Raw genomic sequence first — 25244 nt, 5'->3', positions numbered from 1 at the left:
ACCCATGCATATCACCATCTCTGAAGTCGGACCGCGTGACGGCCTGCAAAGCGAGAAGACCTTCATTCCTACCGCCAGGAAAGTGCAGATCATCGATGCGATCTTCGCATCGGGCATACGCTCTGTTGAGGCGACCTCGTTCGTCTCCCCTTCGGCGGTTCCGCAGATGTCGGATGCCGCGGAAGTGTTGAGGCAGATCCAGAGGCCGGAGCGTTCCGTGGTGAGCGTGCTCGCGCCCAACGTCAGGGGCGCGCACGGCGCCATCCGCGCTGGCGCCGACGAACTGGTCGCGTTCGTATCAGCCAGCGAGACGCACAATAGAAAGAACCTCAACCGTAGCGTTGCCGAGTCCCTTGCAAATATCGAAGAGGTCGCCGAACTGGCAACTCAGGAAGGCGTCAAGTTGCGCGCCGCCATAGCCACTGCTTTCGGCTGCCCATTTGAAGGGAACATCACCGTCGATTCTGTCGTTCGCGTCGCCCGGGCGTTCGTTCGTACGGGGGTAAGGCATCTGACCTTGGCAGACACGACGGGAATGGCCACGCCCAGCATCGTGCGGGCCGTATGCGAAAGCGTGCGTAACGCGGTTCCTGACGTGAGAATCTCCCTCCACTTCCACAACACGCGGGGCCTCGGCCTGCTGAATGTGGCCGCCGGCATTGAATTGCAGATTCAAGAATACGAGTCGTCGATCGCAGGCGTAGGAGGGTGCCCGTTTGCACCGGGCGCCACGGGGAATGTTTGCACGGAAGACCTTGTGCATTACCTGCACGAGGAAGGCCACAGCACAGGCATCGACCTCGATTCGCTCGTGCAGGCGGCATGGTTGATGGAGGAAGTGCTGGGCCGTGCCTTGCCAGGCCAAGTGATGCGCGCGGGCAAGAGGCTGCGGCGTTACGACGCTCGTCAATCACCCGATGCCAAAGCTCGGTGATCCGCTACACGGTTTTCCCCTTTCATCATGGTCGCCAAAAGCAGGGCAGCGAAATGAATATCAACGGCCAGGTTTTCATCGTGACCGGCGGCGCTTCGGGCCTCGGCGAAGGCACAGCGCGCATGCTTGCCGCCAACGGCGGCAAGGTGGTCATTGCCGACATGCAGGCTGAAAAGGGCGAAGCCGTTGCCAAGGAAATCGGCGGCGTGTTCGTCAAGTGCGACGTGAGCCAGGAAGCCGACGGCCAGGCCGTCGTGGCAGCAGCGCTCAAGCTGGGCAAGCTGGTCGGCCTCGTCAACTGCGCCGGCATCGCGCCCGCCGAGAAAACCGTGGGCAAGAACGGCCCGCACGCGCTGGCCACGTTCAGCAAGACCGTCACGGTCAACCTGATCGGCAGCTTCAACATGATCCGCCTGGCGTCCGACGCCATGGGCAAGAACGAGCCCGAATCCACCGGCGAGCGCGGCGTGCTGATTTCCACCGCATCCGTAGCCGCCTACGACGGCCAGATCGGGCAGGCTGCCTACAGCGCCTCGAAGGGCGGCGTGGTCGGCATGACCCTGCCCATCGCCCGCGACCTCGCGCGCAGCGGCATCCGCAACATGACCATCGCCCCCGGCATCTTCGGCACGCCCATGCTCTTCGGCATGCCGCAGGAAGTGCAGGACGCCCTGGCCGTCAGCGTGCCCTTCCCTTCGCGCCTGGGTACGCCCGAGGACTACGCCAAGCTCGCGAAGCACATCATCGAGAACGACATGCTCAACGGCGAGGTGATTCGTCTGGACGGAGCGATTCGTCTGCCACCACGTTAGACCAGCGCAATCTCGATCCCAGTCCCTGCCTAAGCCTTTCGCGCTCCTTCACGTCTACAAGGAATTCCCATGTCCGAATCCATCGTTATCGTCGGCGCCGTACGCACCCCCATGGGCGGCTTCCAGGGCGACTTCGCCTCCCTCTCCGCGCACGACCTCGGCGGCGCAGCCATCAAGGCCGCCGTCGAGCGCGCCGGCATCGCGCCCGACGGCGTGGGCGAAGTGCTGTTCGGCAACTGCCTGATGGCCGGCCAGGGCCAGGCCCCGGCGCGCCAGGCGGCCTACAAGGGTGGCCTGCCCGACAGCGCGGGCGCGGTCACGCTCAGCAAGATGTGCGGCTCGGCCATGAAGGCCGCGATGCTGTCGCACGACCTGCTGCTGGCCGGCACGCACGACGTGATGGTGGCCGGCGGCATGGAAAGCATGACCAACGCGCCCTACCTCATGCTCAAGGGCCGCGGCGGCTACCGCATGGGCCACGACCGCATCTTCGATCACATGATGCTCGACGGCCTGGAAGACGCCTACCAGCCCGGCCGCTCGATGGGCACCTTCGGCGAGGACTGCGCCGCCAAGTACAAGTTCACCCGCGAGCAGCAGGACGCCTTCGCCATCGCCAGCGTCGAGCGCGCCAAGAAGGCCACCGACATCGGCCTCTTCAAGGACGAGATCGTGCCCGTCACGGTCAAGGGCCGCGGCGGCGAGACCGTGATCTCGGTCGACGAAGGCCCGGGCAAGGTCAAGCTCGACAAGATCCCCACGCTCAAGCCCGCCTTCAAGAAGGAGAACGGCACCATCACCGCCGCGTCGAGCTCGTCGATCAACGACGGCGCAGCCGCGCTGGTGATGATGACCGAGTCGCACGCAAAGAAGATCGGCGCGAAGCCCATCGCACGCATCGTCGGCCACGCCACGCATGCGCAGCAGCCCGAGTGGTTCTCCACCGCACCCGTCGGGGCCGTGCAGAAGCTGTTCGCCAAGACCGGCTGGAAGGCGCGTGACGTCGACCTGTGGGAAGTGAACGAAGCCTTCGCCGTCGTGCCGATGGCGCTGATGCACGAGCTCGACGTGTCGCACGACATCGTCAATGTGCATGGCGGCGCCTGCGCACTGGGCCACCCGATCGGCGCCAGCGGCGCGCGCATCATGGTCACGCTGATCCACGCGCTGAAGGCGCGCGGCAAGACGCGTGGCGTGGCCACGCTGTGCATTGGGGGAGGCGAGGGTACCGCCGTGGCGATTGAACTCATCTGAAAACATGCTGCTCACCTCCGACCAAGAAGCCATTCGCGACGCGGTGCGCGATTTCTCGCAGGCCGAGTTGTGGCCCCACGCCCCGAAGTGGGACCGCGAGCACAGCTTTCCCAAGGAGGCCCACCAGGGCCTCGCCGCGTTGGGCGCCTACGGCATCTGCGTGCCCGAGGAGCATGGCGGTGCCGGGCTCGACTACCTCACACTCGCACTGGTGCTGGAAGAAATCGCGGCCGGCGACGGCGGCACTAGCACCGCCATCAGCGTGACCAACTGCCCGGTCAACGCCATCCTCATGCGTTATGGCAACGCGCAGCAGAAGAAGCAATGGCTGGAGCCGCTGGCGCAGGGGCAGATGCTCGGCGCCTTCTGCCTCACCGAGCCGCAGGCCGGCAGCGATGCATCCAGCCTGCACACCACGGCGCGCAAGGACGGCGACGGCTACGTGATCGACGGCGTGAAGCAGTTCATCACGAGCGGCAAGAACGGCCAGGTGGCCATCGTCATCGCGGTGACCGACAAGGGCGCCGGCAAGCGCGGCATGAGCGCGTTCATCGTGCCGACCGACGCGCCCGGCTACAACGTGGCACGGCTGGAAGACAAGCTCGGCCAGCACAGCAGCGACACCGCGCAGATCAACTTCGACGGCTGCCGCATTCCGCGCGAGAACCTCATCGGCGCGGAGGGCGAGGGCTACAAGATCGCGCTCGGCGCGCTGGAAGGTGGGCGCATCGGCATCGCCGCGCAGAGCGTGGGCATGGCGCGCAGCGCCTTCGACGCCGCGCTGGCCTATGCCAAGGAGCGCCAGGCCTTCGGTGGTTCCATCTTCGACCAGCAGGCCGTGGGCTTCCGCCTCGCCGAATGCGCCACGCAGATCGAGGCCGCGCGCCAGCTGATCTGGCACGCGGCCAGCTTGCGCGACGCCGGCCTGCCCTGCCTGAAGGAAGCCGCCATGGCCAAGCTCTTCGCGAGCGAGATGGCCGAGCGCGTATGCAGCGCCGCCATCCAGACGCTCGGCGGCTACGGCTACGTGAACGACTTCCCGCTGGAGCGCATCTACCGCGACGTGCGCGTGTGCCAGATCTACGAAGGCACTTCGGACATCCAGAAGCTGCTGATCCAGCGCGCGCTTGCGTAGGGCCGGTTGAAATGCCGAGGGCGCGTTGAAATCAGACGTGACTGCTCGGTGGCGCTCGGTCGTACCTGCGATTGCTTCAGCGAATCTTCCTTACGCGAGTTTGGAGAAAGCAAGGTGTTAGAAATCTCAAGGACCATGAAACCCAGTGACGATGCTACGAACTTGGCCAAACTCCTGAGAGCCTCACTGGTTGAAGCTCTCTCCGCAGCAAATGTTGGTGAGGGGTACCCGATAAAGGTATCACCAAGGTTGCCTCATCAGCTTGAATCAGTCATACGTCTTTGCTGCTCTAACAGGGTTGCATGGACGCTTGAGAGCGCGTTGGAGATCATCGGCGATGGAAGGGCGCGCGACGTTGATGTCGTTGTCTCTCTAGGCTTCCTGATCCAGAGCCATAAATCTGGCGGGGGAGCTTGCGACGCTCGTTCATGAGGAAATGGGACGAGGCACTTCGAACTCCGTCGGCAGGTTGGTAGCCATGAGCAATTCAAAAGGAGTTACTTTCAGTCGCAGATGAGACGGAGAGAATACAGAAATGATCACCTTGCATCATTGCGTCAGTGCGCGGTCATTCCGGCCGCTTTGGGCACTCGAGGAAATCGGCGTTCCTTACGAATTGAAGATGCTTCCATTTCCGCCGCGAGCGTTAGCCCGCTCGTACCTGGACATCAATCCACTAGGCACTGTCCCTGCCTTTTCCCAGGACGGCATCCGTATGACGGAGTCGGTGGCCATTTGCCAGTACCTCGCGGCACAGTACTCGGCCGGCAATCTGGACGTCAGTGTGAACGAGCCAGGCTACGGCGCTTATCTCAACTTCCTTCATTTCGGAGAAGCGACGTTGACCTTCCCGCAAACGCTTGTCTTGCGATACACCCATTTCGAGGTGGGGGAGCGCCGACAACCTCAGGTCGCCGAAGACTATGGCAAATGGTTTCTAGCGCGTCTGCGAACACTGGACCCTCTGCTCGCGAAGCAGGAGTACCTTTGCGCTGGCCGGTTCACCGCAGCCGATATTTCGGTCGGCTACGCGCTTTTGCTCGCCCAGCACTTGGGGTTGGACAAACGATTCACGTCAGCCGTGTCGACCTACTGGGAACGCTTGCAGGCGCGCCCCGCATACCAAGCCGCCATGTCGGCACAAGCGGCTGTAGCCAGTGCCCAGGGCGTCGCGACAATTCCGTCGCCCGACATCCGGCCGTGAGAACGAACCTCTCGCAGCTTCCAGGTCCGTGTCAGTCAAGGCACAGGCCCGGACGGCGCCATCGAGCATGCCTAGGTTCGCAACGACTTCCATGATTGAACTACCCCACGCACCAATGAGAGCAAAGCGTGTTCGAGATCCTGTTTGAAGTTGTATCGCAGACGTTCCAATTCGGGTAACTCGACCACTTGCGCGTCAACCGGCGGCGTCTCCGACGCCGTGATGCTTTCGGAAGATCCGCCGCACGCTCGATGAGCTAGCGTCGCCACCCCGTGATCTGATGGGGATGCACATCGTGTTTGGCCAGATCGGCGATTGTCGTATCGGGCTCCATGCTCGCCCCAGGGGCCGCTTATCCATTTGCCGCGCGTTCAGATTTGCGGAGCCGGTTCTGTGCGTACCGCATCGCCGGACGCGCCTGCGTGATTGGATACCATAGGGCACACCTCGCGCAGCAAGAAAACGCAACTGCGTTTGCCGACACCACCTTCGCCGCAGATCCGTCATGACTGTTTTTCGCGCCACCAAGTCCGCCACGCTGCATGACGTGGCACGGGAAGCTGGGGTGTCGCTTATTACGGCGTCCCGCGCTCTAAGCAACCCCGCTGTCGTGTCTGAAGGCACAATCGCCAAGGTTCACGAGGCCGTGCAACGTACGGGCTACATTCCCAACCTGCTGGCCGGCAGCCTGAAGTCCAAGCGCAGCTTGATGGTGGCCTGCCTGGTGCCGGCGATTTCGGTGGCACAGTTTCTGCCAACCGTGCAAAGCCTCACATCCTCTCTCGACGCCGCTGGCTACCAGTTGATTCTGGGCCAGACCGGCTACGACCACGCACGCGAAGAGGCGTTGATCAACACCATGATCAGCCGCCGCCCCGACGGCATCGTGGTCACGGGCCTGGTGCATTCCACCGCCTCGCGCGAACAGCTGCGCAACGCCGGTATTCCAGTGGTGGAAATGTGGGACTTGAGCGATCGGCCGGTGGACATGTTGGTGGGCTTTTCGCACATCAAGGTTGGCAGCGCGATCGCGGGATACTTCTTGAGCAAGGGCTGGCAGCGCATAGGTATCGCTACCGGCGACGACCATCGCGGTGCCCTTCGCCGCGAGGGCTTGCTCGCGACCCTCGGGCGCGACGTGCCTACCGCCGTGGTGCCCGCGCCCAGCAGCATGGAACTGGGCCGCAGGGCCTTGACCGAACTGCTGCGGCAGGACCCGACCCTGCAGGCTGTGTATTGCAGTTCCGATCAACTGGCCCAAGGGGTGCTGGCCGAGGCTCAGGCGCGGGGGCTGCGAGTGCCGGGGCAGTTGGTTGTGTGCGGATTCGGGGATGCCGACTTTGCTGCGCACATGCAGCCTTCATTGACCACCGTGCAAGTGGACGGTGCCGTCATCGGCAGTACCGCCGCGCGGCTAATCGTGGACAGGTGCCGCGGTGTGGCCATTGCGCAGCCCATCGTGGACGTCGGCTTCCGAATCGTCGAGCGAGAGTCGACTTCCCAGAGCTGAGCACGATTGAATACGTGATATGTAGCTGCACCAATGTCTCATTGAGTTGATGACAAGCGGGGCTCGACCCAGGGGACTCCGCAGGGTTGTGCAACCTAATCTCGGCGGAGATCCGCGACGGTAGTTTCTAGCGAGGTCGCAAGGCGGCGTACGCGGCTGTTTGCCAGATGAAGTCGCATGGCCGCGCGAGCACCCTCGGAGTCGCGTCTTTCTATCGCAAGAAGAATTTCGCCGTGTTCGCTCATCTCCTGGAGTTCCCAGGTGACGCGTGCATTCATGGCGTGCATACGCTGGAAAACGGATAGCGAAACCATCGCAGCGCTCACGGCTTCCAGCGCTGACAAGTACTGTGGGCTATGCGCACCCTGCGCAATCTTCAAGTGAAAATCCAGATACGCTAACGCTCTGACGTCCTCGTCCGGCAGGTCGGTTTGAAGGGCTTCATGTGCGTTCCGGATGTGATTGAGATCGCTCGCTGAACGGCGCTGGGCAGCCAATGCGGCCGCTTCTGATTCCAAGCCGACGCGGAGTTCGAGAATGTCGAGCGCAAACTGAAGACCGACAAGATGGGGAGGACCTTGCGTGCCGGGCGCGTTGCCATGGCCTGTGCTGCTGACAAAAGTGCCCGACCCTTGTCGAGATTTGACCCAGCCGCCAGCTTTCATCCTTGAGAGCGCATCGCGAACGACGGTGCGGCTCACGCCGAATTGTCCCATCAAGGCTGCTTCTGTCGGCAGCTTTTCACCCTCTCGAATCAACCCCGCGAGAATGCGACTTTCGAGCGCTTCGACCAGGGTGACCGCAAGATCGCGGCGCTTGCGTCCACCACCGCCGCAATCAAGCTGTTCAAACACTTGAATTTCAGGTCACGGGCGCCGGATTGAACAGCACCAGGGCGTTATGCAGCTTCCAGTGCTCGGCCCAGGTCTTCTTGCGGCCGCTGGCCACGTCCAGCATGAGCTGGAACATTTCCCAGCCGACGTCGGCAATCGTTTTCTCGCCGGTGGCGATGGTGCCAGCGTTGATGTCCATGAGGTCGTGCCAGCGGCGGGCCAGGTCATCGCGCGTGGCGACCTTGATGACCGGTACCGCGGCGAGGCCGTAGGGTGTGCCCCGACCCGTGGTGAACACGTGCAGGTTCATCCCAGCCGCTAGTTGCAGCGTGCCGCAGATGAAGTCGCTGGCGGGCGTGGCCGCGTAGATCAGGCCTTTCTGCCTGAGCTTCTCGCCGGGCGAGATCACGCCCGTGATCGACGCGCTGCCGCTCTTGACGATCGAGCCCATCGCCTTCTCGACGATGTTGGACAGCCCGCCTTTTTTGTTGCCCGGCGTGGTGTTGGCGCTGCGGTCGACGCGGCCCTTGTCCAGGTAGGCGTCGTACCAGGCCATCTCGCGAATCATGGCTTCGGCCACTTCGGGAGTGCTTGCGCGCGAGGTCAACTGGTCGATGCCGTCGCGCACTTCCGTCACCTCGCTGAACATAACGCTCGCGCCAGCGCGCACCAGCAGGTCGGTGCAGTAGCCCACGGCCGGATTGGCGGTGACACCGCTGAAGGCATCGCTGCCGCCGCATTGCACGCCCACCACGAGTTCGCTTGCCGGCACGGTTTCGCGGCGGCGCGCGTTCAGGCGTTCCAGATGTTCCTCGGCCTGCCGCAGGATGGACTGCATCATGGACATGAAGCCGACATGAGCCTCATCTTGCAGGCAGACCACATCCAGCTTGGCTTCTTCCGTCGTGCCCACATCGGCCACATTGCGCTCGTCGATGAGCGGAATGGAGCCCGGCGGCAGCAGCCGTTCGGGCTGCAGCTTCTCGCACCCCAGGCTGACCACCATCACTTCGCCGCCGAAGTTGGGGTTCAGGCTGATGTTGCGCAGCGTGCGGATCGGGATGACCGCGTCCGGCGCATCGATGGCCACGCCGCAGCCGTAAGTGTGCTCCAGCGCGACCACGTCGTCCACGTTGGGAAACCTGGGCAGCAACTCGGCCTTGATCCGCTGTACGGCGAAGTCGGTGATGCCGGCCACGCACTGCACAGTCTGCGTGATGGCCAGGATATTGCGCGTGCCAACGGAGCCGTCCGGATTGCGATAGCCCTCGAACGTGTAGCCCTCGAGCGGCTGCTGTGGCTCGGGCTTGACGGTGGCGATGGGCAGGCCTTCCAATTCTCGCGCGGCGGGCATGATCAGCAGCCGCTCGTGCACCCAACTGCCGCGCGGCAGTGCCTTGCTGGCGTAGCCGATGATCACGTTGTATCGACGCACGGCACTGCCTTCGGGAATGTCCTGCAGCGCCACCTTGTGTGCTTGCGGCACTTTTTCGACCAGGGTCAACCCGTCGGGGAACACGGTGCCTGCGGACAATCCGCCATCGTTGGCCACGATGGCCACGTTGTCGGCTGGGTGCATGGTGATGTAGAGCGGGGCGCTGATCATCGTGGTGGCTGTTTCTATCGCGGCGCCTAATCTGATTCAGGCGCGCTGGCCGATCTCCGCCGACTCGCGCGTCCAGGCGCGCGCCTGTTCGCTCAGGCTCAAGCCCAGGCCGGGGCGCGTGGGCACCAGTATCCGGCCATCCCGGATTTCCAGGCGCTCGTTGAACAACGGCTCCAACCAGTCGAAATGCTCGACCCAAGGCTCGGTGGCATACACCGCGCCCAGGTGAACGTGCAACTCCATCGCGAAATGCGGCCCCAGGCTCAGCCCGGCATGCTCGGCCAGCGCGGCAATCTTGAGGAAGGGCGTGATGCCCCCCACGCGCGGGCCGTCGGGCATCAGGTAGTCGGCCGCACGGTGCCGGATCAGGTCATAGTGCTCGGTGAGACTGGTCAGCATCTCGCCGGTGGCGATGGGCGTGTCGAAGGTCGCAGCCAGCGCGGCATGGCCTTCATGGTCGTAGGCATCCAACGGCTCCTCAATCCAGACAAGGTTGTACTGCTCGAAGATGCGGCACATGCGCTGCGCCGTGGGGCGGTCCCATTGCTGGTTGGCGTCTACCATCAGCGGCACGTGGTCGCCCAAGTGCTGGCGCACGGCTTCCACACGCTCAATGTCAATCTTGCCATCGGGCTGGCCGACCTTGAGCTTGATACCGCCGATGCCGCGTTCAATGGACGCGGCCGCGTTCACTTTCAGCTGATCGATAGGCGTGTGCAGGAAGCCGCCCGAGGTGTTGTAGCAGCGCACGGAGTCGCGTTGTGAGCCCAGCAGCTTGGCCAGCGACAGCCCGGCGCGGCGCGCCTTGAGGTCGTAGAGCGCAACGTCGAAGGCGCCGTAGGCCTGTACGCCCAGGCCGCTGCGGCCCACCGACGCACCGGCCCAGCACAACTTGGTCCAAAGCCTGGCGATGTCGCTGGGGTCCTCGCCGATCAGGGCGGGCGCCACCTCCCTGGCATGTGCGAACTGGCCGGGGCCTCCCGCGCGCTTGGCGTACGAAAAGCCCAGGCCCTTGTGGCCGTCCCGGGTCTCGATCTCCGCAAACAGCATCGCGATCTCGGTCATGGGCTTCTGTCGCCCGGTCAGCACCTTGGCGTCGCTGATCGGATTGGCCAGCGGCAGGTAGCAGGAGGAAAGCCGGATGTGGGCGATGCTGTCGTGCGACATTGTGGAGAGACTCAAAGGGTATGGACTGTATGACGCGCGCTGCGCGCAGGACGGGGCGAACGGGTGCGGCCCTGGCGTCGGGCTTGGCACGCCTTACTCGATGGAAATTTTTCCGATCTCAACGACCTGTTTCCATTTCGCATACTCCTTCTGCTGGAACGCTGCGAACTCGGCCGGCGTATTGGCGACCATCTCAAAGCCGATGGACGTGAATTGCTCTTTCACGACCGGATCATTGAGCGCTTCCACGAATGCCGCGTTTGCCTTGTCCCGCAGGGCGCGGGATAAGCCCTTGGGAGCGACGACTGCTTGCCAGGAGGCAACTTCGACGTTGCTGACACCAGCCTCCGCAAGCGTCGGGACATCGGGCAGGATCGGCGAACGCTTGGGACTTGTGATGGCCAAAGCGCGCATCTTGCCCCCCTTGATGTATTGAGCCACCGCGTTGATGTTCTGGAACGAGGCATCCACTTGCCCCCCCATCAGGTCGGTGTGCGCCGGAGCGCCTCCCTTGTAGGGAACATGAATACCCTTGGTACCTGTTTGTTGCCAGAACAGTTCCGCCGTGAGGTGGTCACTGGAGCCGTTGCCTGCGGACGCGAAACTCATCTTTCCCGGATTGGCTTTCTGAAAGGCGATGACATCCGCAACATTCTTGTGGGGTGAATTCGCAGGCACCACCAGTACGTTGGGTGAGGCGACGGCGACCGTGATGAGGTCGAAGTCCTTCAGCGCATCGTATTGGAGGCCTTTGATCAGGTGCGGAACGATCACCAAGGGGCCCAGCGAGGTGACCAAGAAGGTATAGCCATCTGCTGGCGCGCGCTTCACGAAAGTGGCACCGATGGTTCCAGTTGCGCCCGCCTTGTTGTCCACGAGGAAAGACTGCTTGAACTTCTCTGTGAGCCTGGGCGCCACGGCCCGCGCCACCTGGTCAGTCGAGCCACCCGGAGGAAAGGGCACAACGAGCGTGACGGACTTGCCGGGCCAATTTTGAGCGTAAGCGCTCAAAGCCGCGGCGCTAATCGTGATGGACGCCAGGAATCGCTTCATAAAAAGTCTCCAATCGCGCATCGAGCACCAAATTGATATCGTTATCAATTTTGTATACCCAATCTCTATGGTTTGTGCGTATACGAATTCCCGGAAATCTGCGTGTGCAGTCTTCTGAATGATATCGTTGTCATTTATTTTGTCAATCCAGATTGCTCGCGCTCGTAGACGGTGAATCGGCGGTTCAGCATGGCGTCGGCGATCGTGCAGGAAGTCCTGCCAGCCATGTCCAGTGAATTGACTTCCCTGATCCGAGTGCACCGTGACTGCGCCTTGGGGTTGTCTGCGCCACAAAGCCATCAGCAGCGCGTTGAGCACCAACTCCGTGTCAATGCGGTGCCCCATGGACCAGCCGATCACCTACCTGGAGAACAAGTCGATGACGACGGCCAGATACAGCCAACCTTCATGCGTGCGGATGTAGGTAATGTCAGTGACCCAGGACTGATTAGGGTCACGGACGTTGAACCGCCGTTGCAGACGGTTGGGCGCCACCATCGCTGGCTTGCCACCACGCGAATCAGGTCGGCGACGATAGCCAGTTTGTGAGCGCAGGCCCTCGAGCCCAAGCAAACGGGCCACGCGGTGCTTGCCGCAGGTCTCGCCAAGATCGCGCATGTCCATGGTCAGTTTGCGATACCCGTAGACACCACCGCTTTCCAGCCATGCCTGTCTGAGCAGGCTACGCAGGCGCTGATCGTCCTTGCTACGGGCGCTCACCGGCTCGCACTTCCAAGCGTAGTAGCACTGGGGTGGACCGCCATGAACTTGCACATGCGACGCACGCTGACCTTCAGTGATGGCGTTTTCAAGGATTCTTGATTCCAAAAATTTTCAGCCCCATATGACTACACCGGACAGACCCTAGAAAGTCTGTCCTTTCCATCCGCAAAGCCCAGCCCGGCTTCACCGCCGCGCTGGGCTTTGTGCCGTCTGGCTTCCGCAGCCGTGTATCTCCCCTCGCAGGGATTCCCCCTCTCTCACCCTTCATGGACCACGAACTCACATCCAACAGTTTCGACGACGACCCCTTCCCTCAACACGAGATGCACGCAGCACCCGAGAGATTCGTCAACGCCACATGCCCCATCTGTCAGTCTCGAAGCGTGCCCCGCGACATCGGCAAGAAGACCGGCGCCGTCGTCGGCACCGTGGCCGGCGCGGCCGGTGGCATCTCGGGCGCACTGTCCGGTGCCATCACGGGCGCCGAGATCGGAGCAGCCATTGGGGTTGCCGCGGCTGCTGCTGTGACACCCCTGGGCATCGTGGCCGCAGCCATCCTTGCAGGCTTCAGCGGCGGCATCGCAGGCTGCGCTGTTGGCGCGGCGTTGGGCGAGGCTATCGACGACGCCATCCTGCGCAACCGCCGCTGCTTGGGTTGTGGCCACACCTTCCGCCTCCCGCGCGGCTGATGGCTCTGCCGTGGCGCGACCTCGTGCCGAAATCCCCTCTCTCATCACGCTCGAAGCCCGCTGCTGCGGGCTTTTTCCTTTCTCCGTCTCCTCTTCCTCATATCCCACTGCAAAGGACCCCTCCCATGGCACATCTCATCGAAACAATGGCCTATGCCGGCGACACACCGTGGCACCGCCTGGGTCACCGCCTTCCGCCCAAGCAACCCCTGGAGGTCTGGGCCCAGCAAGCCGGCATGGACTGGAGCATCCACGAAACCCCAGTGCGCTTCATGACCCAATCTGAAGGCGATTCCTTCCAGGCTCTCGAATCCTTTGCCGAGCAGAAGGTGCTCTACCGCAGCGACACTCGGGCCGCGTTGTCGGTCGTCAGCAGCCGCTACCAGGTCGTGCAACCTCGCGCCGTTCTCGAGTTCTACCGCGACCTCACCGAGATCGGCGGCTACGAGATGGAGACGGCTGGTGTCCTCAAGGGCGGGCGCAAGGTCTGGGCGCTCGCGCGTACCGGCAAACAGGCCGTGCTCAAGGGCAGCGACACCGTTAACGGCTACCTGTTGCTGGCGACCTCCTGCGACGGCACGCTGGCCACCAGCGTCACACCGACGACCGTGCGAGTCGTGTGCAACAACACCCTGGCCATCGCGCTGGACAGCACCAGCAACGTCATCCGCGTGCCCCACAGCACCAGCTTCGATGCGGATGCCCGCCGCGACAACCTGCGCATCCTGGTTGACGGCATGACGGCCGCGAACGATCTGGGCCTGACCGATGCCGTCCCTGCTCACGTCACCATCTATACCGACACCCGGCGCCGCTCCATCCAGCTTGACAAGCTGCTGATCGAGTTCAAGCTGTGCGCGCCAAGCCGGTTGTATTGGGCGGGCCGTCCGGCCATGCGCCTAGTGCAAGCCTTGCACTGGCTGAAGGACACGCTGCCTTCGGACAGCGACCATATCCGGCAAAAAATCGGCAGGCTTCTGACGGACAAGAAGCAAGGCGATGCCATTCGCGATGACCTGACGCAAGGATTCAGCGTGCTTCCGATCTGGATGCAGGACTATCTGCGCCCCCTCCTTGATCTCATGCCGGACGCGGCAAGCGCCAGCAAGCCAACGCCTGTCCAGAAGAAATCGCACAGCGACATACCGGCAGGCGTGAAATGAACGAGGCCTATCAGACCGTCATCACTGCCAGCGACGAAGAACGCCGCGATCTGTTTCTTGGCACGGCGGCTCGCCTTGGCACTGCCGTCCAAAACGTCGAGAAAGACTTCTGGGTCTGCTGGACGCTCGATGCGCTTTTCAATGGACTGGAGCCCGGGGGTCCGCGCCTTCTCTTTAAAGGCGGGACATCGCTCTCGAAAGCCTTCAGCCTGATTTCACGGTTCTCGGAGGACATCGACATCACGGTGTTCCGTGAAGACCTTCATCAGGCCGTAGACGTGGCGGAGCTTGAGGCCATGAGCGGCAAGAAGCGCCGCGCGCGGCTCGATGAGATCCGTGATGCTTGCCGAACCTACATCGACGGCCCCTTCTTCTCGCAGTTGCAGGCTTCGACGGCCACGTGCCATGGGGTCCCGTCGGCCGGGTCGACGGTGCAGGTGCTGGGGTGGATGTGCACGGCCTTGCGCGCTGCGGTGGAGATGGGGAGGTTCCTGTGCTCGCGGGACGCCTGCTCGCCGCCATGGAGGTCGTGGCGACCGGCCTCGTGCGCGGTGACGCGCATGCCGCTCAGGCCTTCCTCAGGGCCACCAGGACGTACGCATCGACCTCCTCGCGCAACGCCTGCGCAACGCCCGTGGCGGGATAGCGCCTCGTCAGGTGCTCGCAGAACGGCTCGAGCGTCGCGGCCGTGAGGTCGTCCATCGCTTCGACGACGAAGCCGGCGGCATGGCAGTCGCGCAGGTAGCCCGCCGCGTCCTGCCGGGCGTTTTCCGGGGGGACCCACCACGGCGGTTCCACCACGGGATTGAAGAGCATGTCGCTCATCAGCAGCATGCCGCCCGGCTGCAGCACACGGGCGGCCTCCACCAGGAAATCGAAGCGCGACCGGAAATGGAACGCCGCTTCGACCGAGACGACGCATCGCACGCTCGCATCCGCAAAGCCCAGCCGCGTGGCGTCCATCGCGCAGAAGGTCGGACCGTCATGCCGCTGCCGCGCATGCGCGAGCTGCGCGGGCGACAGGTTCACCCCGATCACGCGCGACGGCGCCAACAGGGCCGCGAGCTGCGCGGTGGAAGCGCCCAGGCCGCAGCCGACGTCCAGCACGAGGTCGCCCGGGCGGCACAGGGCGCGCGCGCCCACCGGGACGGCCGGCGCGGCCACGCGCCGCACCAGCGCGGCGCAGGCCTGCGCGAGGCTGCCGGTCGCGGCGTCCCAGTGGCCGACGTTGTAGTAGTCGCCGCCACCGTAGAACGCGCGCATCTGCGCGTCGAGGATCATGCGGTCGTAGCGCTCGACGAATGCGGCGTCACCCATGGCGCCCCTCCTCCTGGCTCAGCAGCATGAGCGGCAGGGCGGCCAGTCCCCGCTGCACAAGGGGCCCCCGGACCCGGCGCAGGGCCGGCATGTTCGCGGGGAGCGCGAAGCCGCGCGCCACGATCTTCGAGAACGCCGTGGCCCCGATGCGCAGCGCCAGGCGCGCACCGATGCAGCGCCACGCACCGCTGCCGAAGGACAGGGAGTCCATGGGGTTGGCCCGCGCGAAGTCCAGGCCGTCGGGATCCTCGAAGACGGTCTCGTCGCGGTTGGCCGACCCCGTGCACACGAGGACCTCGTCGCCGCGCGCGATCTCGCGCCCGTGCAGCGCGAGCGGCTCGCTCGCCACGAGCACGATGTACTGCAGCGGACTGTCGTGGCGCAGCAGCTCCAGCATCGCCCGGTCGGCCAGCGCCGGCTCCTGGCGCAGCCGGGCCTGCGCCTGCGGATGCATCGCCAGCGCCAGCAATCCGTTGCCGATGAAGTTGAGCATGTTGTGGTGCCCGGCGTAGACCAGCACGAGCAAGGCGTTGAGCAGCCGGTCGCGTCGATCCGCCGCAGGGCCCTGCGCGTCGACGGCCGCGCGCAGGCCCGAGATCAGCGCGTCGGGCCTGTCCTGCGCCTGATCGATGAGCGCATCCATGCAGGCCTGCAACCGGGCGACCGGCCCCGAAGCGGGCGCCGCGATGCCCGCGCCGCGCAGGCCCTCGAACAGCGAGCCGTCCAGGCCGCCCATCGCCTGCGCAAGTGCCAGCGTCTGCGCATCCGAAAGACCCAGCATGTCGCCCACCGCCTGCATGGTGAGCGGGTGCGCATAGGCGGCCAGCACGTCGCGGCTGCGGCCTTCTCCGAGTCCATCGAGTCCATCGAGTCCATCGAGTCCGCCGCCTCCGCCGTGTCCACCAAGCCCATCGAGCAGCCGGTCGGCCAGCGGCGCGAGGCGCTGCGGCATGCGCTCCAGCACCTGGGTGTTGAACACGGCACTCATCTGGCGGCGCAGCGCACCGGGCGGGTCGGACGGCGCGAACAGGCGCAGGGCCTGCGCCAGCGCCCGCTCGTGCGGCGAGCGCAAGGCATCGAGCTCGGGCGCGTGGCCCCAGTGCGCGCAGCGCGGATCGCGCAACAGGGCCAGCACATCGGCATGGCGCGAGACGATCCAGCGCCCGGGCGCCACCGGGTGCACGGGCGACTGTTCGCGCAGGCGCCGGTAGACCGGGTAGGGATCGGCCAGCGCCTGCGGCGAGAACGGATCGAGCAAGGTCGCGTCCATCGCCATCAATAGCCGAAGAGGTAGTTCCAGCCGGTGCGCAACTGGCTCGGGTAGTAGGTCCGGAAGGTGATGCCCTGCAGCGACTGCGAGACCCGAAGAAAGTTCTCGCCTGCAGGTACGATCCGAAACCCTCGCCTGGGAAAGTCGTTACCGGCGGTCCAGGTCGATCCGGTCGCGGCACGCACCGGCTGCCCCAGGTCACGCGCCGCCGTCCGGGCCACGCCGGATGTGCCCGCGTAGCAAACCCCCGACAGGTCCAGGCCACCGCCGGCGAAGTTCGCCCCACCCAGGTCGGCGATCACATGCGAAATGTCCTGGTTGGGCAATCCCTGCCCGACCGGGCCCACAGGTCCGTTGGTGAAATCCAGCCTGGTGTTGCGCGCGCCCCCATGCGCGTTCAGCCCCACCACGTCGCGCCGGCCAATGCCCGCCACGCCAGGGCCGATGTTGCCTTCGCTCACGACAGTGGCGCCATGCAGGGTTGCATTCAGGCGCCCGGTAGGCCGATTGGTGATGACCCTGCTCGGCCGGGCGAGCCGGGAGGCGGTTCGGTAGTTGACCGCGCCCGTGATGCCTCCCAGCACCGCGCCGGACGCAGCGCCGATCGCCGCGCCCATCCACGCGGCCTGGCCCACGCCCTCGTTCAGCGGTCGGCCTTCGATGAGGTTCACGCCCACCTGGTTCATGGTCCCGGCCACCACCCCGTCCGCCGCGCCGGCCACGGCCCCCACCACGATGCCGCTGCCGATGGAGGTGGAGGTCGACACCCCGATGGCGCCGAGCGCGGCGGTGGCCATCAGGCCCCCGCCGAACGCCGCGGCGCCCCCCGCCGCCCCCGCGACCAGGCCGGCGGCCGCGTAGAGGAAGAACTTGCCGACATCGAAGTTGCCCTCGTGCGTGACGGCGTAGGTCACCGCGCCGACCACGGCACCGATGATCGCACTGACGATCACGGCGATGAGGAAGGCCGTCAGCGCCTCCTCGCCGTCCGGGTCCACGAGGCCGATGGGGTTGTTCAGCACGTAGACGTAGGGCGACGATCCCTGGCGCCGCGGGTCGACGGCGACGAAGCGGCCCAGCTCCGGGTCGTAGAAGCGCGCCTGGTAGTTGTACAGGCCCGTCTCGGCGTCGAACTCCTGGCCCGTGTAGCGGTAGAACAGGATGTCCGGCCGGCTGGAGCCGGCGCGCGTGACCGTCACGCCGAAGGCGGTGTAGTCGTACTGCGCCACCACCGCGCCGGTGGCGTCGACCACGCAGCGCACGGAGCCGAGGTGGTCGCGCACCACCGCGTAGCGCTGCCCGCCGAGCTGCATCCCGATCAGCCCCGAAGGGCCGTAGAGGTACTGCGCCCTGGTGTCCTCGGCACCCGCCGTGCGGCTGAGCTCCAGCAGCGGGTTGCCGCTGCTGTCGCGCAGGTACTGCTTGGCGCTGATCTCGGCGCCCGCGGCATCGGTGAGCCGCTTCACGCTGCGCGCCTGGCTGGCGTCGTAGCCGAAGATCACCTTGTGCCCGTTGTCCAGCGTGATGGTGTCGGTCATGCCGGTCGACGGGCTGTACGCGATGTCGCTCAGGCCCAGACGCTGCGCCGCGATGGCCGCGCCCTGCGCGTTGTAACGGAAGGCGTCGAGCGTGGTGCCTACAGCGTCCACGGTGTCGACGCGGTCGGTGTACGGCTGGTAGGCGTAGGTCCGGGACACGCCGAGTGTTTCCAGCGTGGCGAAGTTCCCGTTGGCGTCGTAGCTCAGGGCCGCGTCGGTGCTGTCCTGGCCGTTCTCGCTGCGCTGCGCCATGAGAAGGCGCGACTGCGTGTCGTAGGCGTACGCGAAGCGCTGTGCGTCGCCGGCATCCGAGACGGTTTCCACGCTCGCGATCTTGCCGTCGAAGTAGCCCGCGTCCTGGTAGCCGCCCTCGGTGTAGCTCAGCCCTTCTTCCCAGATGGTGGTGCCCGCACTCGTGGTCGTGGTGGTGCCCTGCAGCCATCCCGGCGGGCCGTAGCGACACTGGCTCAGCAGGTCCAGGGCCGCGGCCAGCCGGACCACCGAGCGCTCGACCTGGCCCGCCGCGTTGTACGAGAAGGTGGCGAAGGCGTCCGGCTGCTGCGGCGTGCCGACCTCGAAGACCTGGCCCAGGCGCGTGTAGGCATAGCTGATCTGCGCGATCTCGCTGTCCTGCGGGTAGGTCAGGCCCACCACGCGGCCCAGCGCATCGTAGGCATAGCGCGTCGTGCGCGCGGTGGCGTCGAAGGCCGTGGCGGTCTGCGTCTCCTCGCGCACCAGGCCCCCCGTGTCGTAGGCATAGCGCTGATCGACCTGCGTGAGCCCGTCCGGCGCCTGCTCGGTGCTGCGCACGATGCGGCCGAACTGCGTCGGGTCGCTGCCGTCGCCGTCGTAGGCGTAGCTGCGGTTCACGACCGCGCCCTGCGCGGCGCCCGGCCAGGCCGGGTCGTCCAGCGCGATGCGCTGCAGCGCCTCGCGGTTCCACTCGGTGCGCACGACGCCGGCCTCGATGTCGCGGCCGATGGCGTCGTACTTCACGTAGCGGATGGTCGCCAGGCCATCCTTGTCGTCGGGACCGGCCGCGAAGCGCAGCTGGCTGCCGGGGCCGAACACCGAGCGCGTGAGGCCCGCATCGGGTTCGCTCGACTCGATGCCCTCGCCCAGGAAGTTGTAGGTGGTGGTGCTCGCCCAGCGCCCGGCATCCGGGTCGCCCGCGCGCTGCGCATCGACGCCTGCGGGCGGCAGCGTCTTCACGAGGCGGCCGCTGCCGTCGTAGAAGTACTGGGTGACGGCGAGGCCGCCGTCGTCCGTCAGGCTCAGGCTGGCCAGCGCCTGGTCGGTCTGGCTCGTGAGCGTGAAGCCCGGGTTGCCGTTGGGGTCCGTGATCTTCTTGACGAAGTACTGGTTCGACGGCCAGGTGTCGCCGCCGAACTGCCCTTGCACGTTGGTGCCGTAGCTGAACTGCTGGATGTGCGGGTTGAGGTCGACGCCTGCGCCGGTGCCGCCTGTGCCGTAGGCGATCGCCAGCGCCTTGCCCGGCGCGCCCTGGCGCGAGGCGAGCGACTGCGCGGTGCGGAAGTACTCGGTGCGCACGTACGGGAAGCCCTCGTCGTCGGGGTAGGCCGACGCGGCGCGCCCCGTCATGACGCCGCTGGTCGGATCGAAGCTCAGCACGTAGTCCGCGTCGTAGGCGAGGCCCCGGCCCGGCGCGTTCGCGGGTTTCACGCCGATCGCGGCGCGCCCGATCGGGTCGTACAGCGAGCCCGAGACGATACTGCCCTCTCCCGTGAACGACTGCTGCTGGCGTTCCTTGCCCGAGCCGTCGAGGAACACCGCCGAGAGCGCCGGCGCGCGCAGCATCGCCAGCGCCGAGACGCCGACACCCGTGCCCGTGAGCACGAGGCTGGCCGCGCCGCGCACGAGCGCGCCGCCGGTCTGCGCGAACAGCAGGCGCCCCCCGGCGTAGAAGTGCACCGAGTTCGTGCCGCTGGCCGGATCCACCGGCACGAACAGCGCCCAGTCGTTGGCGAAGCGGGCCGCGCCGAGATCGTGGGTCGTGCCCGCCAGCGTCAGGCGCCAGCCGGTGGCCGGCTCCCAGCGCACGCTCAGGTCGGCGCCGATGTCCACCCCCGTCGCGCCCGCCGGCGGGATCGGCGCGCCATCCGTGTCCTGCGGCAGGCGGACGGTGACGATCACGCCGTAGTCCGCGAGGTCGTTCGAGGGGCGGAACACGATGCTGTCGGTGCCGCTGCCGGCATGGGTCAGCACGCCGTCGATCACCTGCCAGGCCGCGGTGTTCGCGATGTCCCACTGCGATGTCCAGTCGCTGCCCTGCATGAAGTCGGCAAGAACGCCGCCGCCGGCCGACGCCACCTGCGTCACGGCGTTGGGATCGGTGGGCGCGAACACGAAGTCGGCGCGCGGATCGTTCTCGCGCACCAGGTAGGCCATGCCGCCGCCGTGCACCTGGCCGCTCGCGCCCGCCTGCGCCGCCACGCGCTGGCGGCTGTCGAAGACGCTGCGCGCGGTGTTGCCGTTGAGCGCCAGCGTGGCCGTCTCGGCGCCGTAGAGCTCGTCGTACACGCTCACGCCGACGCTGCCCATCAGCGGCGCGAACATCACGTCGTCCAGCAGCAGCACGCCCTGTGCGCCCGACTTGGCGTTGCACAGCTGCAGCGACACCGCGTTCGCCGACGCACCACCGCCTCCACTGCTTCCACCGCCGGCCGGCCACACCACCGGCCAGTGGCGGTAGGCCCAGGCGCCGTCCGAGCCCGCGATCTCCAGGCTCAGCGTCGCCTGGCCGCCGGCCACGACCTGCCATTGCGCCTTGCCGGCCACGCCGTCGAATCCGGCCGGCGTCTTGACCCAGCAGGCGAGGATGTAGGTCTTGCCGCCCTCGAGCGACAGCCCGGTCGACAGCACCTGCGAGGCGTCGCCCGCCAGGCGCAGCGCGCGGCTGCCGGTGTGCGCGTCGCCGGGCACCACGAGGTCGCCGGGCAGCGGCTGGCCGCCGAGGCGCCAGCGCGCGAGGTCCTCGTAGCTTTCGAAGCCGCTGTAGAGCGTTTCCGCCGTCGTCGCGTTGGCGAACTCGGCGACGCGCGCGGTGCCGCAGCGGTTGAGCAGCGTGGCCGTGGGCCGGCCGAAGGCATCGCGCGCCTCGATCGTGGTGCCGCCGCTGTCGCGCACGGTGACCTCGCCGCTCAGGCGCCACAGGTCGTCCGAAGGCAGCGCGGCGTTGTCCCATGCGTCGAAGCGCACGGGAATCGGCAGCGTGGGGTCATAGACCGATGCGCTTGCGGCCACGAAACTGCGCCTGGGCGCCCAGCGCTCGCCCGCGCCCTCGGGGTCGTCGAACCACGGCGCCAGCGTGTTGAGCGAGACGGTCTGCGGCAGGCCGGGTTCGGCCATGCCGTCCTCGCGCCAGAAGCGGATCGAGACAGCCACCGGCGCCCAGATGTGCGCGGCCTTGAGCTGCGCGTACGCGCTCACCTGCCACGCGTAGTAGACCGCGCGCGACAGGATCTCGTGCTTGCCCTGGCTGTTGTAGTTGTCGACGAAGTCGCTGCCCAGCAGGCCGGTCTGCCACGAGTAGTCGGAGCCCACCTGCCGCGTGACCGCCACCGAGGCGACCAGGTTGCCGTCGCGCACCGCCACGGGCAGGTAGCGCGGGGAGGCCGGATCGGGATGCAGGCGCCAGTGGCCCCCGTCGCGCGCCGGCACCAGCAGGGCCTCGGCAGGCAGCGCCACGTCGCGTTCGCCGAGCGCCCGGACCAGCGCGGGCGGAACGGCCACGGGCTGCGGCGCGCGGCCGCGGGTGGAGGCAGACGAGGAAGCGGACGAGGACGCGGAGACGGATGCGAGCGCGAGGCCGGCCTGCGGCACCTCGATCGCCTGCTCGTACTGGCTGATCTCGGTGCGCGGGCGCTTCACGTAACCGCCGATGATCGGCAGGCGCGTCGACGCGTCGTCGATCGAGGCGATCTCGGTGCGCACGTCGTAGACGTTGTAGGTGCGCTCCACCGGCATGCCCTCGGCGTCGTAGTCCGTCTGGTCGAACAGCATGCCGTTGAGGAAGCTGTAGTACGTGGTCGCCGACGGATCGAGCATCGCGTCGTCCGGCACCAGGCCGCTCGTGCGCGGCGAACGGTTGTTGTGGAAGCGGTACTCGGAGCGCCCGAACAGGGTGTCGACCGGGGGCGGGTAGGCCACGCCCGCGGTGCCTGCGTCCGCGCCATAGACGACGGTGGCGGCCGCGAATTCGGTGACGGTGCCCTCGGGCGAGACGGTGACGTTGTCGCAGTCGTAGTAGAAGCGCGAGCATTTGCTTGCCGCCGCCCACACGCCGCCCCAGTCGTCGGGGTAGCCGTCGTCGATGCGCAGGGCCTCCACCGGGTAGCCGCCGACCTGGCCCTCGATGCCGTGCTGCACGAACTGGTAGAGCTTGAGCGCGCTGGGGTTGTCGAAGCTGCCCTGGTAGGTCATCAGGGCGCTCGGCCCCGCGAGCGAGGTGCCCTGGCCGCCGTCGGGCACATGGATGCGCTCGTTCGCCAGCACCACCTCCGCGGCCGCGTCGACCGTGCCGTTGCTCAGCGGCAGCACGTGCGTGTTGCCGCTCTGGTCCTCGTAGGCGATGAAGTACGGCGCGCGGTTGACCAGGCTCTGCGCGACCATGTTCGAGTCCAGCACGTACACGGGCTGCAGGACGTTCGCCGGGTCGCGGTAGTAGACCTGCCGGTCGACCGACACGTAGTCGCCGTTCGCGGTGGGCGTGATGCCCAGCTGCGAGATCGGGATCTGGACGGCCGCCTCCCAGCTCGGCTGGTAGGGGTTGAACAGCGCGATGGCCGCCTCCTCCTTGCCCGAGACCACCGCGACGTCGCTGCCGTAGACGAAGCGCGGCGGGTCGCCTGTACCGCCGGGCACCGGCAGCGCACCCGGCTGCCAGGTCTGCCCGTCGTAGCGAAACAGGTTCGCCACGTTGCCCAGCACGCTGCCGCTGACCACCGACTGCGCGTAGGGCAGCTCGGTGTCCGCGTCGATCGTGAGGCGCTCGTCGAGCACGGTGCGCGCGTAGAAGCTGTCGTCCCACTGCAGCACCTTGACCGTGTAGCGGATCGTGCGGTCGTCCCCGCCGTTGACGTAGGTCATCGAGGCGAAGCACGAGCCCAGGCTCCAGAAGTTCGAGGGCGTGCTGTCGGACTGCCAGTCGACATCGCTGAGGGTGCTCTGGTCGATCTGCGCGGCGGCGAAGCCCGAGCCCTGGCGCACGCGATACCACAGCTGCAGCGAGACGCGGCGCGACGCGGCATCGGCCGACGCCAGGGCCACGTAGTCCGCGCTCGCGGAAAGCGCGTAGCTCGCGTTCGAGGGCACGGCGAAGGCCCCCGATTCGTCGACCCAGCGGCCGGTGCGCTCGTCCCACACCTTGGCCATGAGGTTCGGGCCCGAGCTCAGCGCCACGGCGAAGTCCGTGCCGGTGGCGAGCTGGGCCTGCTCACCGTTTTGCAGCGGCAGGCTCGTGAAGCCCTGCTCGGCGATCCACTGGCCGTAGCGCCCCTTCTGCTTGTGGAACAGCAGCACGAGGAAGTCGGCGCTGGTGCCCGCGGTGCGGCACGCCAGCGCGAAGAACTCGGGCTGCACCGACACCTGCAGCGTCGCCAGGTCGATGTCCTGCGACAGGTTGTAGGTGCTGGGGGCCTCCACCCACTGCCCGTTCCACGAGAAGATGCGCACGTCCAGGCCGCTGTTCGCGCCCTCGTAGTTCACGAGCACCGCGTAGTCCGCGCCGAACCACACGCGCGGCGTGCCGCGCGAGGCCACGGGCAGCGCGCGGTCGGTGCCGGCCAGCAGCGTGTGGCGGTAGGTGTAGCTGATGCGTCCGCCCTGCGGGTAGAGGATGCTGCGCAGGGCGCCGCGGTTGAAGTCGGCGCTCAGCTGCTGCGACGGGTCGTTGTAGTAGTCGAAGCGCACGTCGGGCATCGCCAGCCCCTGCGGCGTGGTGTAGGTCACGGCCGTGAGGTAGCGCTTGACGTAGTCGGGGTCGTCCTGGTGGTCCAGCGACATGTTGACCAGCGCGTACTCGAAGCCCACGCGCTGGATCAGCGCCCCAGGCGCGGACGGCGCGTCGTCGGCGTTGCGCACCTCCACCGAGGCGAGGAAGTGCGTCTCGTAGCGGTCCTGGTAGGCGTGCAGCGAGGGCGTGTTCGGGTCGAGGTGCGGCACCTGGTACTCGCGCGCCGTGTCGTCGTTGCGCTTGGGCGCGTAGTTGAAGACGAGGGTGCGCACCATCGGCACCACCACGCGCTTCAGGCGCGAGGACACGGTGTAGGCGAGCCCCGCGTTGTCGCCGATGACGGCGAGGGTGTTCTCGTACTCCATGCGCACGCCGTCGCCCCAGGGCGGCACGATCGCGGCCAGGTTCCAGCCCACCGCGTAGCGGCTCTGGCCCGAGCTCACCACCGTGGCATCGCTCCAGTTGCCTTCGGCGCCGACCCACTTGACGCCGTACTGCACGGGGCCGTTCTCACCGCCTGCACTCGCGCCGCCTGCACTCGCGCCGGCCGTGCCGCCGTACAGGCGGCGCGTGCCGTCTTCCTGCACCAGCTCCCACTGTTCCTTATCCGGGTAGTAGCGGATGCGCCAGAACAGGTAGTTCTCGGCCTCGTACTCCCAGTAGGTGGATGTGACCGCAGTGCGGAAGAGCCGGTTGGAGCTGCCGCCGGCCACCAGGTAGCACACCCCGTCGATGGGCTTGGCCGCGAGCGCCGGGTCGCGCGCGATGAACTCGTAGCCCAGCGACCATCCCATCCCCACGGGACCGGTGGGCGCCGTCAGGTTCCAGGTGTCGACCTGCTCGCCGGTGTTGCTGTTGTAGATCAGCGCCAGGCTCGCGTCGATGCCGCTGCGGCTGGCAAGCGACACCACGCTCAGCGGCACGCTCACGTCGCCGCGAAACAGGTTCACGCTCTGGGCGATGCCGCCCAGGCCACTGGGGTCGATCTGGAAGACGCGCTCCGCGGGCGTCTGGGCCTGGGCGCCGAGGCCCTGGGTGTCGGTGGTGTTGGAGCCGGACATG

16 protein-coding genes and 2 pseudogenes are annotated in these 25244 nt (G+C 66.5%); 9 read left to right on the top strand and 9 right to left on the bottom strand.

The features are described from left to right. The first annotated feature begins 4 nt into the window (after positions 1-4). The 6 genes from BMY35_RS27695 (at position 5) to BMY35_RS27670 (ending at position 6849) form a co-directional block, all read left to right on the top strand. On the top strand, positions 5-934 hold the full coding sequence (locus tag BMY35_RS27695; protein ID WP_093206219.1) for a hydroxymethylglutaryl-CoA lyase: 930 nt from the start codon (positions 5-7) through the stop codon (positions 932-934). Between the two features lie 53 nt (positions 935-987). Further along, entirely contained in the window at positions 988-1746 is a 759-nt protein-coding gene (locus tag BMY35_RS27690; protein WP_093206218.1) for a 3-hydroxyacyl-CoA dehydrogenase, read from the top strand. 69 nt (positions 1747-1815) lie between these two features. Further along, entirely contained in the window at positions 1816-3000 is a 1185-nt protein-coding gene (locus tag BMY35_RS27685) for an acetyl-CoA C-acyltransferase (RefSeq protein WP_093206217.1), read from the top strand. 4 nt (positions 3001-3004) lie between these two features. Further along, positions 3005-4135 carry an acyl-CoA dehydrogenase family protein gene (locus tag BMY35_RS27680; RefSeq protein ID WP_093206216.1) on the top strand — a complete coding sequence of 377 codons (1131 nt, stop codon included), beginning with the start codon at positions 3005-3007 and terminating at the stop codon, positions 4133-4135. 535 nt (positions 4136-4670) lie between these two features. Beyond that, entirely contained in the window at positions 4671-5339 is a 669-nt protein-coding gene (locus BMY35_RS27675; protein ID WP_093206215.1) for a glutathione S-transferase family protein, read from the top strand. Positions 5340-5844: 505 nt separating this feature from the next. Next, a complete protein-coding gene (locus BMY35_RS27670) occupies positions 5845-6849 on the top strand; it encodes a LacI family DNA-binding transcriptional regulator (protein WP_093206214.1) in 1005 nt (334 codons plus the stop codon). Between the two features lie 95 nt (positions 6850-6944). On the opposite strand, the gene BMY35_RS27665 is transcribed toward BMY35_RS27670, so the two are convergent. The 5 genes and pseudogenes from BMY35_RS27665 to BMY35_RS27645 form a co-directional block, all read right to left on the bottom strand. Next, positions 6945-7703, bottom strand: coding sequence for a FadR/GntR family transcriptional regulator (locus tag BMY35_RS27665; protein WP_093206213.1), 759 nt, complete (start codon positions 7701-7703; stop codon positions 6945-6947). A 7-nt stretch (positions 7704-7710) separates the two neighbouring features. Beyond that, positions 7711-9288, bottom strand: a complete 1578-nt coding sequence (garD, locus tag BMY35_RS27660) for a galactarate dehydratase (protein ID WP_093206212.1) — start codon at positions 9286-9288, stop codon at positions 7711-7713. A 36-nt stretch (positions 9289-9324) separates the two neighbouring features. Continuing rightward, positions 9325-10455, bottom strand: a complete 1131-nt coding sequence (locus tag BMY35_RS27655) for an L-talarate/galactarate dehydratase (RefSeq protein WP_093206211.1) — start codon at positions 10453-10455, stop codon at positions 9325-9327. Between the two features lie 93 nt (positions 10456-10548). Beyond that, positions 10549-11508 carry a Bug family tripartite tricarboxylate transporter substrate binding protein gene (locus BMY35_RS27650; RefSeq protein WP_093206279.1) on the bottom strand — a complete coding sequence of 320 codons (960 nt, stop codon included), beginning with the start codon at positions 11506-11508 and terminating at the stop codon, positions 10549-10551. 207 nt (positions 11509-11715) lie between these two features. Next, positions 11716-12296: pseudogene (locus BMY35_RS27645) on the bottom strand (IS3 family transposase); the annotation flags it as partial. Positions 12297-12497: 201 nt separating this feature from the next. Between BMY35_RS27645 and BMY35_RS27640 the strand changes: the two are divergent. The 3 genes and pseudogenes from BMY35_RS27640 to BMY35_RS27630 form a co-directional block, all read left to right on the top strand. Further along, a complete protein-coding gene (locus BMY35_RS27640; RefSeq protein ID WP_256229803.1) occupies positions 12498-12920 on the top strand; it encodes a hypothetical protein in 423 nt (140 codons plus the stop codon). Between the two features lie 125 nt (positions 12921-13045). Next, on the top strand, positions 13046-14083 hold the full coding sequence (locus BMY35_RS38865) for a DUF6088 family protein (RefSeq protein WP_256229801.1): 1038 nt from the start codon (positions 13046-13048) through the stop codon (positions 14081-14083). Beyond that, a pseudogene (locus BMY35_RS27630) lies at positions 14080-14403 on the top strand (nucleotidyl transferase AbiEii/AbiGii toxin family protein); the annotation flags it as partial. The gene BMY35_RS38865 and the pseudogene BMY35_RS27630, both read left to right, overlap by 4 nt. A gap of 32 nt (positions 14404-14435) precedes the next feature. On the opposite strand, the gene BMY35_RS38385 reads toward BMY35_RS27630, so the two are convergent. The 4 genes from BMY35_RS38385 to BMY35_RS27615 are packed head-to-tail and all read right to left on the bottom strand — an operon-like array spanning position 14436 to position 25243. Next, positions 14436-14645, bottom strand: a complete 210-nt coding sequence (locus tag BMY35_RS38385) for a hypothetical protein (protein WP_170217251.1) — start codon at positions 14643-14645, stop codon at positions 14436-14438. 5 nt (positions 14646-14650) lie between these two features. Further along, positions 14651-15400, bottom strand: a complete 750-nt coding sequence (locus BMY35_RS27625; RefSeq protein WP_093206210.1) for a class I SAM-dependent methyltransferase — start codon at positions 15398-15400, stop codon at positions 14651-14653. After that, positions 15393-16670 (bottom strand): cytochrome P450, encoded by a 1278-nt coding sequence (locus BMY35_RS27620; protein WP_143080754.1) that lies wholly within the window; start codon positions 16668-16670, stop codon positions 15393-15395. The genes BMY35_RS27625 and BMY35_RS27620 overlap by 8 nt, the downstream gene beginning before the upstream one ends. Before the next feature lie 5 nt (positions 16671-16675). Continuing rightward, the gene (locus BMY35_RS27615) at positions 16676-25243 is read right to left on the bottom strand and encodes an RHS repeat domain-containing protein (protein ID WP_093206208.1); all 8568 of its coding nucleotides are present in this window, start codon (positions 25241-25243) and stop codon (positions 16676-16678) included. Position 25244: the final 1 nt, after the last annotated feature.

This window comes from Variovorax sp. YR750 (genome assembly GCF_900109805.1).
GTDB classification, from domain to species: domain Bacteria; phylum Pseudomonadota; class Gammaproteobacteria; order Burkholderiales; family Burkholderiaceae_C; genus Variovorax; species Variovorax gossypii.
The sequence above is the reverse complement of the archived record's forward strand: the minus strand, read 5'-3'. Positions and strand labels throughout refer to the sequence as shown.

What these genes read in the sequence shown, in the direction of transcription:
- BMY35_RS27695 (WP_093206219.1), top strand. Translation starts at nt 5, where the DNA reads ATGCATATCACCATCTCTGAAGTCGGACCGCGTGACGGCCTGCAAAGC.
- BMY35_RS27690 (WP_093206218.1), top strand. Translation starts at nt 988, where the DNA reads ATGAATATCAACGGCCAGGTTTTCATCGTGACCGGCGGCGCTTCGGGC.
- BMY35_RS27685 (WP_093206217.1), top strand. Translation starts at nt 1,816, where the DNA reads ATGTCCGAATCCATCGTTATCGTCGGCGCCGTACGCACCCCCATGGGC.
- BMY35_RS27680 (WP_093206216.1), top strand. Translation starts at nt 3,005, where the DNA reads ATGCTGCTCACCTCCGACCAAGAAGCCATTCGCGACGCGGTGCGCGAT.
- BMY35_RS27675 (WP_093206215.1), top strand. Translation starts at nt 4,671, where the DNA reads ATGATCACCTTGCATCATTGCGTCAGTGCGCGGTCATTCCGGCCGCTT.
- BMY35_RS27670 (WP_093206214.1), top strand. Translation starts at nt 5,845, where the DNA reads ATGACTGTTTTTCGCGCCACCAAGTCCGCCACGCTGCATGACGTGGCA.
- garD (WP_093206212.1), bottom strand. Translation starts at nt 9,288, where the DNA reads ATGATCAGCGCCCCGCTCTACATCACCATGCACCCAGCCGACAACGTG.
- BMY35_RS27655 (WP_093206211.1), bottom strand. Translation starts at nt 10,455, where the DNA reads ATGTCGCACGACAGCATCGCCCACATCCGGCTTTCCTCCTGCTACCTG.
- BMY35_RS27650 (WP_093206279.1), bottom strand. Translation starts at nt 11,508, where the DNA reads ATGAAGCGATTCCTGGCGTCCATCACGATTAGCGCCGCGGCTTTGAGC.
- BMY35_RS27640 (WP_256229803.1), top strand. Translation starts at nt 12,498, where the DNA reads ATGGACCACGAACTCACATCCAACAGTTTCGACGACGACCCCTTCCCT.
- BMY35_RS38865 (WP_256229801.1), top strand. Translation starts at nt 13,046, where the DNA reads ATGGCACATCTCATCGAAACAATGGCCTATGCCGGCGACACACCGTGG.
- BMY35_RS38385 (WP_170217251.1), bottom strand. Translation starts at nt 14,645, where the DNA reads ATGCGCGTCACCGCGCACGAGGCCGGTCGCCACGACCTCCATGGCGGC.
- BMY35_RS27625 (WP_093206210.1), bottom strand. Translation starts at nt 15,400, where the DNA reads ATGGGTGACGCCGCATTCGTCGAGCGCTACGACCGCATGATCCTCGAC.
- BMY35_RS27620 (WP_143080754.1), bottom strand. Translation starts at nt 16,670, where the DNA reads ATGGACGCGACCTTGCTCGATCCGTTCTCGCCGCAGGCGCTGGCCGAT.
- BMY35_RS27615 (WP_093206208.1), bottom strand. Translation starts at nt 25,243, where the DNA reads ATGTCCGGCTCCAACACCACCGACACCCAGGGCCTCGGCGCCCAGGCC.